At 49.2% G+C, this 14,282-nt stretch carries 13 protein-coding genes; 2 read left to right on the top strand and 11 right to left on the bottom strand.

Going from position 1 to position 14,282, the window contains the following annotated elements; all coding sequences use genetic code 11:
- Together mutY and acpS are read right to left on the bottom strand one after the other, a co-directional pair.
- The coding region (mutY, locus tag BN1360_RS09795; protein WP_069188328.1) for an A/G-specific adenine glycosylase at window positions 1-721 on the bottom strand (721 nt) is incomplete at its 3' end.
- A 22-nt stretch (window positions 722-743) separates the two neighbouring features.
- Window positions 744-1,172: a holo-ACP synthase gene (acpS, locus tag BN1360_RS09790; protein ID WP_324254254.1), complete on the bottom strand. Its 429-nt coding sequence runs from the start codon at window positions 1,170-1,172 to the stop codon at window positions 744-746.
- A 311-nt stretch (window positions 1,173-1,483) separates the two neighbouring features.
- Between acpS and BN1360_RS09785 the strand changes: the two genes are divergently transcribed.
- Window positions 1,484-2,395, top strand: coding sequence for an AraC family transcriptional regulator (locus BN1360_RS09785; protein ID WP_068779699.1), 912 nt, complete (start codon window positions 1,484-1,486; stop codon window positions 2,393-2,395).
- Between the two features lie 170 nt (window positions 2,396-2,565).
- On the opposite strand, the gene BN1360_RS09780 is transcribed toward BN1360_RS09785, so the two are convergent.
- Together BN1360_RS09780 and BN1360_RS09775 are read right to left on the bottom strand one after the other, a co-directional pair.
- Window positions 2,566-3,000, bottom strand: coding sequence for a BrxA/BrxB family bacilliredoxin (locus tag BN1360_RS09780; RefSeq protein ID WP_068779698.1), 435 nt, complete (start codon window positions 2,998-3,000; stop codon window positions 2,566-2,568).
- A 108-nt stretch (window positions 3,001-3,108) separates the two neighbouring features.
- Window positions 3,109-4,809: a two-component system sensor histidine kinase NtrB gene (locus tag BN1360_RS09775; protein WP_068779697.1), complete on the bottom strand. Its 1,701-nt coding sequence runs from the start codon at window positions 4,807-4,809 to the stop codon at window positions 3,109-3,111.
- Window positions 4,810-5,061: 252 nt separating this feature from the next.
- Here BN1360_RS09775 and BN1360_RS09770 point away from each other — a divergent pair, with 252 nt between their 5' ends.
- Window positions 5,062-6,333, top strand: a complete 1,272-nt coding sequence (locus BN1360_RS09770; RefSeq protein WP_068779696.1) for a BaiN/RdsA family NAD(P)/FAD-dependent oxidoreductase — start codon at window positions 5,062-5,064, stop codon at window positions 6,331-6,333.
- Between the two features lie 151 nt (window positions 6,334-6,484).
- Here the strand turns inward: BN1360_RS09770 and BN1360_RS09765 are convergent, their stop codons facing one another.
- From BN1360_RS09765 to BN1360_RS09735, 7 genes are all read right to left on the bottom strand, one after another.
- Complete coding sequence (locus tag BN1360_RS09765) at window positions 6,485-7,903, bottom strand: ABC transporter permease (protein ID WP_195714250.1); 1,419 nt, start codon at window positions 7,901-7,903, stop codon at window positions 6,485-6,487.
- A 41-nt stretch (window positions 7,904-7,944) separates the two neighbouring features.
- On the bottom strand, window positions 7,945-8,649 hold the full coding sequence (locus tag BN1360_RS09760) for an ABC transporter ATP-binding protein (RefSeq protein WP_195714249.1): 705 nt from the start codon (window positions 8,647-8,649) through the stop codon (window positions 7,945-7,947).
- A 167-nt stretch (window positions 8,650-8,816) separates the two neighbouring features.
- A complete protein-coding gene (locus BN1360_RS09755; RefSeq protein ID WP_068779694.1) occupies window positions 8,817-9,200 on the bottom strand; it encodes a RidA family protein in 384 nt (127 codons plus the stop codon).
- Window positions 9,201-9,296: 96 nt separating this feature from the next.
- Window positions 9,297-10,778: a Na+/H+ antiporter NhaC gene (gene nhaC / locus BN1360_RS09750; protein ID WP_082790005.1), complete on the bottom strand. Its 1,482-nt coding sequence runs from the start codon at window positions 10,776-10,778 to the stop codon at window positions 9,297-9,299.
- A 32-nt stretch (window positions 10,779-10,810) separates the two neighbouring features.
- Complete coding sequence (locus tag BN1360_RS09745) at window positions 10,811-11,989, bottom strand: MalY/PatB family protein (RefSeq protein WP_068779693.1); 1,179 nt, start codon at window positions 11,987-11,989, stop codon at window positions 10,811-10,813.
- A gap of 27 nt (window positions 11,990-12,016) precedes the next feature.
- Window positions 12,017-12,697 (bottom strand): helix-turn-helix transcriptional regulator, encoded by a 681-nt coding sequence (locus BN1360_RS09740; protein ID WP_068779692.1) that lies wholly within the window; start codon window positions 12,695-12,697, stop codon window positions 12,017-12,019.
- Window positions 12,698-12,950: 253 nt separating this feature from the next.
- On the bottom strand, window positions 12,951-13,997 hold the full coding sequence (locus BN1360_RS09735) for an MFS transporter (RefSeq protein WP_082790004.1): 1,047 nt from the start codon (window positions 13,995-13,997) through the stop codon (window positions 12,951-12,953).
- Window positions 13,998-14,282: the final 285 nt, after the last annotated feature.

The raw sequence follows: 14,282 nt of genomic DNA, 5'->3' as shown, positions 1-14,282 counted from the left end.
GGGCGACGAGCCGATACTCCGGCCGCGGCGGCTTCGCCTTGCTCTTCACCGGCAGGCGGTCCTCCGCCCCTTCCAGGCGGCCGGCGCAATGCACCATCACCGGGCAGATCAGACACTGCGGTGATTTTGGGGTACAGATCAGAGCGCCGAGCTCCATCAGCGCCTGATTAAAGTCACCGGCACGTCCCGGAGGAATCAGCTCGGTGGCCAGATCCTCCATCAGCGTTCGCGTACCGATCTTCATAATATCTTCCTCAATTAAGAAATACCGCGACAGAACGCGCATAACATTGCCGTCTACCGCCGGTTCCGGCTGATTGTAGGCGATGCTGAGGATAGCTCCCGAAGTATAGGGGCCAACCCCCTTCAGGGCCGATACATCCTTCTTGTTATCCGGCACGATCCCGTCGTGGCGTTCCATCACCTGCCGGGCCGCTGCCTGCAAATTACGAGCTCGCGAGTAATAGCCAAGCCCCTCCCAGCATTTCAATACCTCTTCCTCCGGCGCCTCCGCCAGAGCCTGGATCGTGGGAAATCGCTCAATAAAGCGCTGAAAATACGGGATTACCGTATCGACCCGCGTCTGCTGCAGCATAATTTCCGAGACCCATATATAATAAGGATTGCGATGGCGCCTCCATGGGAGATCGCGCTTCGCGGTCTCATACCAGCCCAACAGTTCTTTGCTGAAATACAGCTTGCTTTCCTTGCTCTCCTGCATAATTGCGTTGCTCCTCCCCTTCTTATAAACCGCCGTATTCCCCCATCCTCTCCACCACGGCGAAAGCGGAGGCCAATTGTCGCTCATGCGTAATGCTGATATGCACCACATAATGGTTCGGACCGGATAATCCGAGACGCTCCCAGGCTTCAGACTGCAAATATACCGACGGCTTACCGTTTGCGTCCGGTACAACCTCGATATCCTTAAATCCAAGCGTCTTGCCAATCCCGCAGCCAAAAGCTTTGCTGACCGCTTCTTTGGCCGCGAAGCGGCCGGCAAGAAATTCAGCAGGGCGCTTGCCCCTGCCCGGCAGTTCATACTCAGCAGATGTCAGTATCCGCCAAGCGAACTTGTCTCCGGCACTACTGTCCAGCATCTGTCTGATTCGTTCGATTTCAACCACATCATGGCCGACTCCATATATCAACAGGATTCCCTTCTTCCTCATCTGCCTGATTTCATGCCAATCATAGCCTGTCCTCCATCCCTATGCCCGGGCTAAATACAAAACATTCAACCGGATGTTGGAGATGTTAGAGCCATATTTTCATGATTCCAACGTTCATCCTTGCTTGGACTACCCACATTGTACAGGGAAGCCATAATGAAGGAAAGCCTGTTGAAAATTATCATGCTATAATCCAGTTAAATTTGAAACTCGTACACAGTCATCTGTTTTGCGTGCAAAAGCAAGAAACGTCAAGAGGCTCGATCCGCCCTATTCTATACTTAGAACATAGACCGGTCTGGAGGAAGTTCATGAACAATCACAACCTTATCTCACGAAGTATCGACTATATTGAGGAACATCTGGAACAAGATCTTAGTTTAAAAGGAATCGCCCAGGCGATGTTTTACTCGGAGTACCATTTCCATCGCACCTTCCAGTATTTTATGGGCGAGACCGTTTCGAATTATATTCGCAAACGGCGCCTGTCCAATGCCGCTGAACTGCTGGCCTATACTGACCGTAAAGTGCTGGATATTGCGATTGAATGCGGTTTTGGTGCTCATGAGACCTTCACCCGAGCGTTCCGCAAAATGTACGGTATATTGCCTTCAGACTGCCGTAAGCAAGGCTTTCCACCCTTTATCGTGCCAAGAGCAGTCCCCCTGCTGTCGGACGAATCTATTACATTGAATTGGAGTGATTATCGTATGCAGCCCAGTATTGAGACATTGCCCGCAATGAGAATTATTGGCTTCTCGCTGGCTACGTCAACGATTGACGGCCAGAATCACAAGGAAATACCTGTATTTTGGCAGGACTATATGCGCGAGCAATGGAGAGATCGCGTTCCCGGCAAGAAAAATCCTAATGTCGAGCTTGGCGTATGCACCGCCATCGATGAAGACGGCTCCTTCCGTTATATTATCGGCTTTGAAGCAGATAACGAAACCGCCGTACCGGAAGGATTAGTCGAGTACTTTATCCCTGAAGCAACCTATGCGATCTTCACCACGCCTCCTGCGGATAACGAGCAATTCAGCGCAGCTATCCAAGGGACATGGGGGAACATCTTCCGTGATTGGTTCCCTGGTTCCGGGTATGAGCAAGCTTATGCGCCGGATTTCGAATGGTACGACGAGCGTTGCTGGGGTGAGACCAATAAGGTGATTGATATTTACATTCCTGTTCAGCCAGCCGCTGGCCAACAAGCTAACCCTTAATATTTTATAGAAAAGCAGTTCTTCGCCTGCCTTCACACAGCGGAAGAACTGCTTTCTTTTTAATAAGATGGCCGCCATCTCCAGTCGATAAAACATGTAAAAAACCGCCTCTGCACAGTACCGGGCAACCGGAGCAAGGGGCGGTTTGAAGCATTTCTATCGCGGAGTACTTATTTGCAAAAACGATCGAATGCACTCGTCAAATCCGCAGCGATCTCTGCCGCAGAACGATCCTCGATCTGATGACGCTCGATAAAATGTACGAGCTCCCCATCTTTCATCAGAGCTATCGATGGCGAAGACGGAGCGTAAGGCGCAAAGTATTCCCGTGCTTTTGCCGTTGCTTCCTTATCTTGACCAGCAAATACGGTGAACAGCTGATCTGGCAGCACTGCATGCTGCAGAGCTTGGGCTACGCCTGGACGGCATTGTCCGGCTGCACATCCACATACCGAGTTCACTACAACCAGCGCGGTTCCTGCAGCTGTAGGCAATGTTGCTGCAACTTCCTCAGGCGTTCTAAGCTCCTTAATCCCCAAGGTTGTCAGCTCGTCACGCATCGGTTGAATCATTTCTCTCATATATTGATCATATGACATTGACATATATCTTCACTCCTCATAACCTATTGTGTTGCAAATATGATTAATATCACTTCAAACTATAATTAATTATACATTTCGTCATCAGGAAAGCAACAGCTACTATGCAGCCTAAGCCTCGATCCGCTCGGAAACAAATGGAAAAAATACGATAAACGTCGTTCCCAATCCTTCTTCCGATTCAACGTGGATTCTCCCGCCATGCCGCTCCATAATGCTTAGGCATAGCGACAGACCCAGGCCTGTTCCCTTGCTCTTCGTCGTGAAAAACGGCTCGAACAGCCTCTCCTTCTGGGCTGGCGGAATTCCTGGGCCCGTATCCGTAACATACAGTTCAACGCCCTCTGGCTGCAGCTTCATTTCCAGTGTTAATTTGCCCTTCTCTCCCATCGCCTCCATGGCATTGCGGCCAAGGTTGAGAATGAGCTGCTTGATCTCTTTATGATTAAGCATTAGAAGCGGCGCGTTCTCATCGAGGCGCACTTCAATGCTCTGTCCCCGCAGGTTGGCATCCGCCCATAATAGCGGAGTCAGCTCCGAGATAATCTCATCCAATCGATACATCTCCATCTTGACGACCCGATTCTGGGCCAGCGACAGGAAGTCATTAATGATCCCGTTAGCCCGATCCAGCTCCTCCATCACAATGCGGTAATAATGCTCTAATGAGGCCGGACTTTTCTCCCGCATCAATTGCAGGAAACCGCGAACGACGGCCATCGGATTTCTGATCTCATGCGTAATGCTCGCCGCCATTTGCCCGACCAGACCCAGACGCTCCACATGATTTAATTCCATCCGCAGCGCCTCCAGCTCCGTGATATCCTGTACGATAATAACAGCTCCGATGTTCTCATTGGTATGCATCTTCGTAATCGGGGAAGTGGTGGCATAGAAGACGCGGTCAGCGCTTTGCAGGATTTCCGATGTTTTGACGTTCCCCTCCAGCGTCTGCTCTGCCCGGGAGGCGATGATTTCAAAATCGAGGCCCTGCATGACCTTCTCCATCTCCTTCCGGATCAAGTCATCACGCGTCCCACTGGGACGGCTTAGACGATAAAATTGAAGAAATGCATCGTTGACGGACACAATTCTCCCTTTTTGATCCAGCAGAGTAATACTCAGCGGTGCAGCATCCATCATCTGCTGCAGCGTCTCTGCCTCGCGGAAATATTTTCTCGATAAATGCATAACCTGCTCGCGCAGCTTCTCCTTCTCCATCGTCGTCTCTATTATATGTACGAACAAGCTTCCAGCCAGTACGGATACCAGAATATTGGAAATAATCGTTACGATCGCGCCCAGCTCAACCTTTATTTCTTCTATAATATAGGGTGATACGGTGATAACAATCTCTCCGATAGCAAAGATAACTGTTAATACAACCACTTTGCCGCGGCGGCTAATTCGCTTGAAATAATTGGCGTTTAATAGTACAAAGGGATAGAGGAACACCTCTGTCTCCAGCAGAAACTCCAGAACCGTAAACCTTACGGCATAGAGCGGATAGAGCAATAAATACAGAACGGCAAGGATAATCCCTTCCCTCAGTTTGCCGTACAGCATGAGCGCAAAGAGCGGCAATATCCCAAAGTTGATCGGGATCCCATTCCATACATAGCTAGGGAACAATGAGCATAACAACATGCTAAAGGTACATGTATAGGTCAATCCCATGGAGTAAGCCGTCTGATAGGCTTGGCGGCCATTGGGCTGAGGAATTCTAGAAGATTTCTCATACAGAAGCGGGAACAAAAAAGCAGGCAGACAAGCAATCAGGAATTGCAGCAGAATCTCCCTGAATTCAACCATCTTCTCCCTCCTCAGGCGGAAGAATACCAATCTATCATTGATTAAAGCATAGCCGACAAAGTTTTACAATATTTCTTATTTCAGATATCACTAACCCTTTTTTAGAATGTCTATAATATGTGATATCCTATAAATTATTGTTGGGTTGCCACAAATGGGAGCAATACTTCAAACAAAAATTCAAATAGATCGATGTGTTCTTATCAAAAATGAACTTTTTGAACTACCTTGCAAAAAAGAAAGGAAAAATAGATGAGTAAATATGAAGTTATTGTAATTGGTGGAGGACCCTCGGGCCTTATGGCATCGATTGCCGCTGCAGAACAGGGGGCTTCCGTAGCGCTGGTTGATAAAGGAGATAAGCTCGGAAGAAAGCTGGGCATTTCCGGAGGCGGCCGCTGCAACGTAACGAATATCAAGGAAATCGATGAATTGATCCAGTATATCCCCGGCGGCGGAAGATTTCTCTACAGCGCCTTCTCCTTGTTCAGCAATCGTGACATCATCGCCTTCTTTGAGAGTTTAGGAATTGCATTGAAGGAAGAAGACAACGGTCGGATGTTCCCTGTATCGGATAAGGCCAAGACCGTTGTTGATGCACTGGTCGGCAAGGCCAGATCACTCGGAGTGAAGCTGCTTACACATCATCCCGTTCAAGAGGTAATGTTCGCGGAGGAAGGAGTCCAGGGAATCAAGCTCACAACAGGTGAACCAATAGAAGCCAAATGCGTAATAATAGCTACCGGCGGAAAATCTGTCCCGCATACCGGTTCGACGGGGGATGGCTATCCATGGGCTACTGCGGCAGGTCACACGATTACAGAATTATACCCGACCGAGGTCCCCATCGTCTCCAAGGAGCCTTTTATTACGGACCGAAGCGTGCAAGGGCTGTCGCTGCGCAATGTGAAGCTCTCGGTGCTTAACGCTAAAGGCAAAGCGGTCGTCGCGCATCAGGGCGATATGATCTTTACCCATTTCGGCTTGTCCGGCCCAATCGCTCTGCGCTGCAGCGGCTTCATCCGCAGCGTCAAGCAGAAGAGCGGCAGCAACGAGGTGAAGCTTGCGCTTGATCTGTTCCCCGAGATGTCTCAAGCCGGATTGGATGCCTATCTGCGCGGACTTCTTACCGATGAACCGAAAAAAACGCTAAAAAATGTACTCAAAGGTACGATTCCGGAGCGGCTGCTTCCCCTTTTGTTCGAACGAGCCGCCCTTTCCGGAGAGACGACCTATGAGCACCTGCCTAAGGAGCCTTGGTTTGCCTTTACAGCGATTCTAAAAAGCTTCATGATTCTGGTCACAGGAACCCGGCCCTTTGAAGAGGCCTTCGTCACTGGAGGAGGAATTCATCTTAAGGAAGTCAGCCCGCAGACGATGGAATCCAAGCTCATGCCCGGACTGTTTTTTTGTGGTGAAGTGCTCGATATTCATGGCTATACCGGCGGATATAATATTACGGCTGCTTTCGCCACCGGGTATACCGCCGGGCACCATGCCGGCTTGCTGGCGCAAGGCCACTGAGGGGTCGCTTTTGATCACGAAGTAGTACGGAAAGCTTACTCAGCATAAATCCTGAAATCAATCGCGCCTGTGCATAGGCTTACGAAGCTTATTGATATTTCCTCCGGAAACATCAATAAGCTTCGGTGCTGACAACCGTTCCTTGGAACATCTATTCTTGCACTTTTCTGCGCCTTGAACTCATGGAGAAGAAACGCCACAGCACAGGAACCACCAGCAAGGACACGGCAGGTCCAAGCGGGATGGCTGCCAGCAGCCCCCAGCCAGGGGTGAACAAATTCATACAAAGCCCTGCCGTAATAACGAGAATGGCGGGAAATAACAGCAGTCTCATTGTCCTGGGTGCACAAATAAATTCCAGATTCTCGTCCTTCGGCAGTATGAGCAGTAATTTTACCTGATAGAACGCACGCCGCTGCGAATTCATCCATTGGAACAATAACAGGATCAAGCCGAAATAGACTAATAGATTGACTGGGTAAGGCGGCAAAAATACAGCCGTAAATCCGTATATTGTAAACTGCACATATAATAGAACTTCGCGGCCACGGAAGAAGGACTTAACCGCCGCCTCCGTAACGCGATCATGCACCTGCCGCTGGCGGATAAGATGTCCGCTACGGCGGAACAGCCATGGACGCGGCTTCGTCTTCACCGGCCTTTCAACAGAGGGCTGCAGGATCATGCCGGTCAGCTTCGTCCGTTGTCGTTCCTCCTCACGAATCGCCGCCTCAAACCGCCCTCGGAGCATTACCCTCCGTCGAATCAACCCCACGGAGGCCAAAACATAACACAGCAGTATAATAATGCTGATCTCAGGCCGCAATTCGATACACAGTACAGCAGCGATATAGCTTGCTAAGAGCACTCCGATACCAATAAGCCCCAAGAGAGTTCGTCTCAGGCCCGTGAATACAACAGCAAGCAGGTTGGATAGCAGCAGGTATACAGCATTCATGCCATATGTAAGGACAAAAAGAATGACGATCTTTTCGTTCCCCACNAAGAGCACTCCGATACCAATAAGCCCCAAGAGAGTTCGTCTCAGGCCCGTGAATACAACAGCAAGCAGGTTGGATAGCAGCAGGTATACAGCATTCATGCCATATGTAAGGACAAAAAGAATGACGATCTTTTCGTTCCCCATCCCGTAAATCCGCCACAACAAAGGCAGCAGCAAGACTGCTTCCACCAGAATGACGACTATTCGCTGCGCCAGCGCCAGTGAGATGGCGCGCAGCATGATTCCCCGCACCCATTTGGGATGCTGTTTCAGAAACAAAACATCCGCCGCTTCAATATACAAAACGAGTCCGCCGAGCAGCAGCGTCAGGAGGATTAATGCCACAGGCACAGTCTGGAACGGCAAACCGGTCAGCCAGTTCGGCAGCTCGTCCTGCCATAAACCATAATAAACTCTCCCCAGCAGCAAAAGCCCCGGGATGCCGATATACAACAGAACCACGCCATCAAAAGCCGTGCGCAGCACGCCGGTCTGATGGCGGATATAGTCAAGCCAGCGCCTTCTGAACAACGATCCGGCTCGGGTGGATGAGCTTATTTTGTGCATAGTCCCCATCTTCTCAAATCAATCCTCCCGGTTACAGCATTTTAAGTCAGGGCATTGAAGCAATCGAATAGAGTTCCCTCCGGCAAGGAAGCCGCGCGGCGAATATCCGCCAATTCCCCGCTCACCACGATTCTTCCGTTCGATACAAGAACAAAATCATCGCATATTCGCTCAGCCGTATCAAGCACATGCGTACACATCAGCACGCCCGCGCCGCGGTGCCTTTCCTCTTCAAGCAGCTCAAGGAAGTCCCTGGTAGCTCTGGGGTCCAGCCCGACAAAGGGCTCGTCTACAATATAGATATCAGGACGAATCAGAAAACCGATCATCAGCATCATCTTCTGCCGCATGCCTTTGGAGAAGCCGTCCGGCAGGTGATGTTTGACGTCCGTCATGCGGAACCGTTCTAACAGCGCGTTACCTTCTCTCTCCAGCACCGTCTCGTTAACCCCATAGACCGCCGAAGCGAGACTTAAATGCTCCCAGAGCGTTAACGTCTCATAGTAGACCGGCTGCTCCGGGATGTATGCATAATGGTTCCCCGCTTTCGTGAAGTTAATGGTTCCCTTCACTTCCGCAAGCAACCCCATAATAGCCTTAATCGTCGTGCTCTTGCCCGCCCCGTTCGGGCCGATCAAACCCGTGAGCTGACCGGATTTGACTGCAAATTTGATTTGTTCAATCGTAGAGTGATTGCCGTCATATCCGGCCTTTTCTATATTTATCTCCAGCAATGTATCCGCCACTATTGCTTACCCACCCTGCTTAATAAATTAAGGTTGCCTGTTTTTATTTATTATACGCCCTGAACCAGCCTTCGTTTCATAGGCGGCCTGCCTCAGAAACCGTAACCCGCGTTTATAAGGCCAAAATAAAAGGCCTCCGGGATTCCAGAGGCCTTCTTCATTATAACTTATTTTATGGCGATAACTTCGATTTCTACAAGTCCGTTCTTCGGCAGTTTGGCAACCTGTACAGCACTCCGGGCCGGATACGGCTCCTGGAAGAAGGTCGCGTAAACCTCATTGACCGCCTGAAAATCATTCATATCATGAAGGAATACGGTTGTCTTAATTACATGCTCCATCCCATAACCTGCCGCTTCCAGGATCGCCTTTACGTTGGACAAAGATTGTCTTGCCTGTTCCGCAGCAGTGGGCGGAAATTCACCGCCGGCATTCATGCCAAGCTGTCCTGAAGTGATCAGCAGATTGCCGAATTGAACGGCTTGGGAATAGGGGCCGATGGCGCCTGGCGCCTCAGGGGTAGCGATTGTTTTTCTTTCTTGTTGTGTCATATGGGTTCTCTCCTTTATTAGCGCATGAGACTGCGCATTCTATATTGAATTTTACAAAATGATGCTTTATGCTGCCAAGTTTTCTTGTATGGGTTGTTATCTAGCTGTATCGCTCTCATCGTATTCCTTTAGCATCTCGCGCTGCTGTTCAGGGGTCAGCTTGCTAATACCAAAGCCGGTGAAACCCCAGATCACAGCGAAGATAATGCCTGTCCAGCATAACATTGCCCAAGGCAGGTAGGAAAGGGTCGCAACGCCGAGCGTCCCTGCCATATAAGCACCAGCCGCGGTCCAAGGCAGGATAGGTTCGATAATGGAGGCCGAATCCTCGATCGTCCGGCCCAGGTTCTTAGGATGGACTCCACGACGGATGTATGCTTCGCGCAGCATTTCCCCAGGCATCAGGATCGACACTTGACCGTTACTGGTTACCCCGATCATCGTAATCCCGGTAGCAATCGTAGCCAGGATAAGCGATCCTGTAGAACGAACATGCTTGAGAATCTTGTTAACGATCAGCTCCAGCGACTTCGTTAACGAGATCGTTCCGGCAAAGGTAATGGCACAGAAGCAGATGAGCAGCGTTCCCATCATAGAGTTCATGCCGCCACGGTTAAGCAGCCGCGGGATATCGGGAATGACAGTAGCCACATCGAACCCTTGAACCTTGACCATCGCAATGTCAAAGCCATTGATTACTGCGCTGATTACATCATGCAAAGAGAAACCTTGGAAGATCAGCCCGTTTGCCATCGCCACCAGGGAAGAGATCAACATCACCGGAATTGTAGGCTTCTTGCGGATTGAGCCGTATAATACGATCAATATCGGAAGCAGCAGCAACAGGTTCCAATGGAACACGGTGCTTAACGTATCCATAATTGTAATGACCTTTTCGGGAATAGCGACCCCTGCCCCATGTGTATTTAACCCGGTAATTACATAGACCGTTGCCGCGACGATAAATGAAGGAATCGTCGTGTACAGGAGATGGCCGATATGCTCGTACAAATTGACCCCCGTGGATAATGCGGCCAGGTTGGTCGTATCGGACAATGGGGACAGCTTATCCCCAAAATATGCACCGGCTACAACGGCACCGGCTACGGCCGCCAGATTCGCGTCAAGTCCGGCTCCCACGCCCATAAAGGCGACCCCGATAGTACCTGCGGAGCCCCAGGATGTCCCCGTACATAGAGATACGACGGAAGTTACGACGAACGCCGTAATCAACAAAAACTGCGGGTTGATAATTTTGAGACCGTAATAGATCATCATCGGTATCGTTCCCCCGACCATCCAGGCCCCGATCATGAAGCCAACCGTAATTAAGATCAGGATTGCCGGCATTGTCTTGGCAATCTTCTGTGCGATCGAGCCCATAATATCGTCATAGCTATAGCCGAGCTTGATGGCAATAATACCAGCGACCACGGTTGAAGCAATAATCAGAGGTTCAGGCGGCAGTTCGAATAGAATATAGCCCAGACTGAGCAGCAGAACCATCGTAACAATAGGAACTAGAGCTAGAAACAGAGTGGGTTGCTTGATTGTCTTTTCCTTGATGGGCTTAGCCATGATGTGTTCCCCCTAATGAAGTAAATAATTGATTATGACGAATGACGAAGAGGATAATGGTTTGCCATTCGTTCAAAGGCTTCGCGGAGCAGCGCTCTTGGCGCGCCCAGATTCAGCCTTATAAACCCTTCTCCATCGACTCCGAATGAGGTGCCGAAGCTGACGCTGACCCTGCTTTGATTCTGAATCCATTCGATTAAATCGCTTTCATTTCTGCTATAAGCCGAACAATCTACCCATAAGAGAAAAGTGCCTTCCGCCTGAATGATCTTCAATTCAGGCATGTGCTCAGTGAAGAATGCTTCGGTATAAGCTATATTCTCCTTAATATATGAGCGAAGCTCCTCAAGCCAATCGTCACACTCCGTATACGCAACCTCCAGGGCAGGTACGGCAAAGAAGGTCGGATTGTGAATCCCTGCCTGCCTTAATCCCAGTTGGAAGCGTTCCCGTATTTTCTCGTTGGGAATTACAATATTGGCGATCTCCAGGCTGGCCAGATTAAAGGTTTTGCCTGGTGAGGTACATATTATAGAGCGCTCCGCTACCCGCTGTGACAATTTGGCGATTATCGTATGCTCATGTTCCTCGTGTATAAAATCGGCGTGAATATCATCTGATACGATAAGAGCGTCATAACGGATACACAGCTCGGCGATCCTCTCCAGCTCTTGCTTCGTCCACACACGTCCTGTCGGATTATGCGGGGAAACAAGCAGGACGATTTTGATCCCCTCCTTCATTTGACGCTCCATATCATCGAAGTCGATCTCATATTTGCCGTCTCTGAGCAGCATAGGGCTCTGCACCAGCCGCCTGTCATTGATTTCCACCGCATTGGCGATCGGCTGATATGCCGGAGTATGCATCAGAATACGGTCGCCCGGCTCCGAAAAGCGCTCAATGATGATCGATACAGCTTGTACAATTCGTGGGCAGAACACGATCCAATCCTCCGGCACGCTCCAGTCATAGGCTCTCTCTAGCCAGTGTTGAACTGCAGCATAATAGGGAGGGCGCGGATCGGTGTATCCGTAGATTCCATGACGCGCCATTGAAGAAACCTTGTCAACAACCTTGGGCGGTGCTTGCAGATCCATATCCGCAACAGAGAGCACGATTACATCTCTGCCCAGAGCATCGGCCGCCCCATCCCATTTGGCACTATTGGTATCAAACCTGCTAATGACCTGATCGAAGTTATAACTCATGATGATGTCACCCTCTTGGATATAATGTTATTTCAGCTTCTGAAGATAACGATAGACGGTAGGCTCGGATATCGATAATGACGCTGCTACCTGGGAAACGCCGCCCTTCAATAAGAAAACTCCAAGCTCATTCAGCTCGCGTACAATTTCAATCTTCTCCTGCGACGATAAGCGGTCCGGCGGTATCGTAATTTTGTCAACGACTGATGAGATCATATGCTGCAGCAAATCATCCGCATTCCCTTGCAAATATTCTGTCGCCTGCTTCTCTTCCTTCGGCGCTTCGTCCCCCGGGGGCGTTATATATGGATTAGGCCCTCCTTGCAAAATATGTTGAACCCATTCAGCAGCTACCTCCATATGGGTAACATCGATATTCAAGCATAAAAGACCGACAAGTTCATTCAAGTCATTCTTAATGAAGTAGGTCGAGGAGCGAAAGCTCTGTCCGAATTTGCCGGAAGCTTTATAGTTAGCGATAAATTGTTCCTCATGATACGCTTCGGATTTAAGAATTTTCAATACGAGGTCGGTAGAAGCATCCCCTACCTGGCGACCGCTGATGTATCCGTTCTCAATAAAGATAATGGAGTGCTCCGGATCGCTGATATCATGTACAACAACCTCGCATTTAGGTCCAATGATTGCCGCAATGAAGGAGGCCACCGGAAAGAACTTCTCTAAAAGCATCCGATTCTCGTTCTCCATCTTAATTATCTCCTTCCGTTCAGGACTTGCATGTATTTTATCGGAATAATAAATTATTATCTTGATAAAATCGTATCACATTAATAAACCGTTTTCAATACCTGATTTATAACTTTTCTCATCAAGCAAAAAAGCCCATACCATCACGGTTAGTGACAGTATAGGCGTCCATATCAACCTTATTGTACTATTTTACCAAGTTCAATTGTCTCAGCGGATCAATCGCTATTTCATAATAAGCTATTATTATTTCTTATTTCATTTCCTTCAATACGATGTTGTTCCCAGGCAGCACTACCCTGCTTTGATCCATTCCATCCCGCTTCAGAATTGCAGATTTGAATCCGAGAAGAATACAACCAATCAGCGCAACCAGGCTGCCGGATATAATAAAAGCAATCTGTGGACCAAACGATGTAACCAGGTAACCTCCTACAACCGGACCGATCAACGCTGCTGTTGAAGTCACGCTCGTCACCGTTCCGAACACTCTTCCAATCATCGCCTCCGGTGTACGCTGCTGCAGCATGACCTGAAATGGAATGAACGCCATCCCAGCGCCAAGTCCGGCAAGCATGAACAGCAGCAGCATGATGATAATACCGAATTGATTAAAGGTTCCAAATAAGGCGAACGCACCGGCGATAACGAATACAATCCCCAGCAGCATCCCGCCGACTCCCATCTTCAGCAGGGGAGAAATGGAAAGCTTGGAGGAGAATCCATTTAATCCCGCAGCCAGCAAAGTACCAACCCCGCTAAGCGCGATGCACCATCCTAATAGATCCTCCGGCAGATTAGGGATTTCCCGGAACAAGACCACCGCTTGCGAATCTGCAATTTGCAGCACGAGCAGGGTCATCGCCAACATAAGTGTACTGTAGGCAACGAGGGGAATCCCGATAATCTCTCGAATGCCCGCTCCCACTTCACGCATGAAACCGGTTTTAGCTGACTTGTCACTTGACGTTTCTTCCACGTCTTTATCGCTCGCTGGGATTTTGCCGGGAACAAGCAGTAAGAGTAATGCCGAAAATAAAAATGAAGCTGAATCTACCATAAAGCAGACCGATACGCCAAATGCCGCAGTAAGCATGCCGCCAAGAGCAGGACCTACGATTTTACTACCCTGTTCAATAATTGCGCTGTAGGATACCGCCTTCTCCAATTGCTCCTTGGGAACAACCTCCTTAATCTTCCCGTTCTTCGCCGGCGAGAACATGATATCGAATATGCTTTTGGCAACGATTAATACGTATACCTGCCATATATAACTGGGCATCTGTGCTATGTGTTTCATCGTGTTATGAAGTGCTACGAAGGCCCGTCAAATATGGCTTTTCTCAATTTATCAACTGTGCTATATGACACGATAAAAAACGGTCTTTCCCCTGCTTCCGTTACCTTTTTGTTACTCCATGACCGTCCGGCATATAAGCTGTGGCGGTCTTTTTACACGGACAAAAATCCCACTTACCAACTAAGGGCAGAGTGGGATTTTTTTTTTTTTTTTGCGACTTCCCGGTTCCAGAGGACGTCTTTTAGAAAATGCCAAACAGGGGGCTACCTGTACTGACCTTATAAT

The sequence above is a fragment of the Paenibacillus sp. GM2 genome (assembly GCF_900069005.2).
In the GTDB taxonomy this organism is placed as follows: domain Bacteria; phylum Bacillota; class Bacilli; order Paenibacillales; family Paenibacillaceae; genus Fontibacillus.
The sequence above is the reverse complement of the archived record's forward strand: the minus strand, read 5'-3'. Positions and strand labels throughout refer to the sequence as shown.

Coding starts and splice junctions, on each gene's coding strand:
- BN1360_RS09780 (WP_068779698.1), bottom strand. CDS start 3,000: ATGTCAATGTCATATGATCAATATATGAGAGAAATGATTCAACCGATG.
- BN1360_RS09740 (WP_068779692.1), bottom strand. CDS start 12,697: ATGGAGAACGAGAATCGGATGCTTTTAGAGAAGTTCTTTCCGGTGGCC.
- BN1360_RS09775 (WP_068779697.1), bottom strand. CDS start 4,809: ATGGTTGAATTCAGGGAGATTCTGCTGCAATTCCTGATTGCTTGTCTG.
- BN1360_RS09755 (WP_068779694.1), bottom strand. CDS start 9,200: ATGACACAACAAGAAAGAAAAACAATCGCTACCCCTGAGGCGCCAGGC.
- BN1360_RS09735 (WP_082790004.1), bottom strand. CDS start 13,997: ATGAAACACATAGCACAGATGCCCAGTTATATATGGCAGGTATACGTA.
- nhaC (WP_082790005.1), bottom strand. CDS start 10,778: ATGGCTAAGCCCATCAAGGAAAAGACAATCAAGCAACCCACTCTGTTT.
- BN1360_RS09745 (WP_068779693.1), bottom strand. CDS start 11,989: ATGAGTTATAACTTCGATCAGGTCATTAGCAGGTTTGATACCAATAGT.
- BN1360_RS09785 (WP_068779699.1), top strand. CDS start 1,484: ATGAACAATCACAACCTTATCTCACGAAGTATCGACTATATTGAGGAA.
- BN1360_RS09770 (WP_068779696.1), top strand. CDS start 5,062: ATGAGTAAATATGAAGTTATTGTAATTGGTGGAGGACCCTCGGGCCTT.
- acpS (WP_324254254.1), bottom strand. CDS start 1,172: ATGAGGAAGAAGGGAATCCTGTTGATATATGGAGTCGGCCATGATGTG.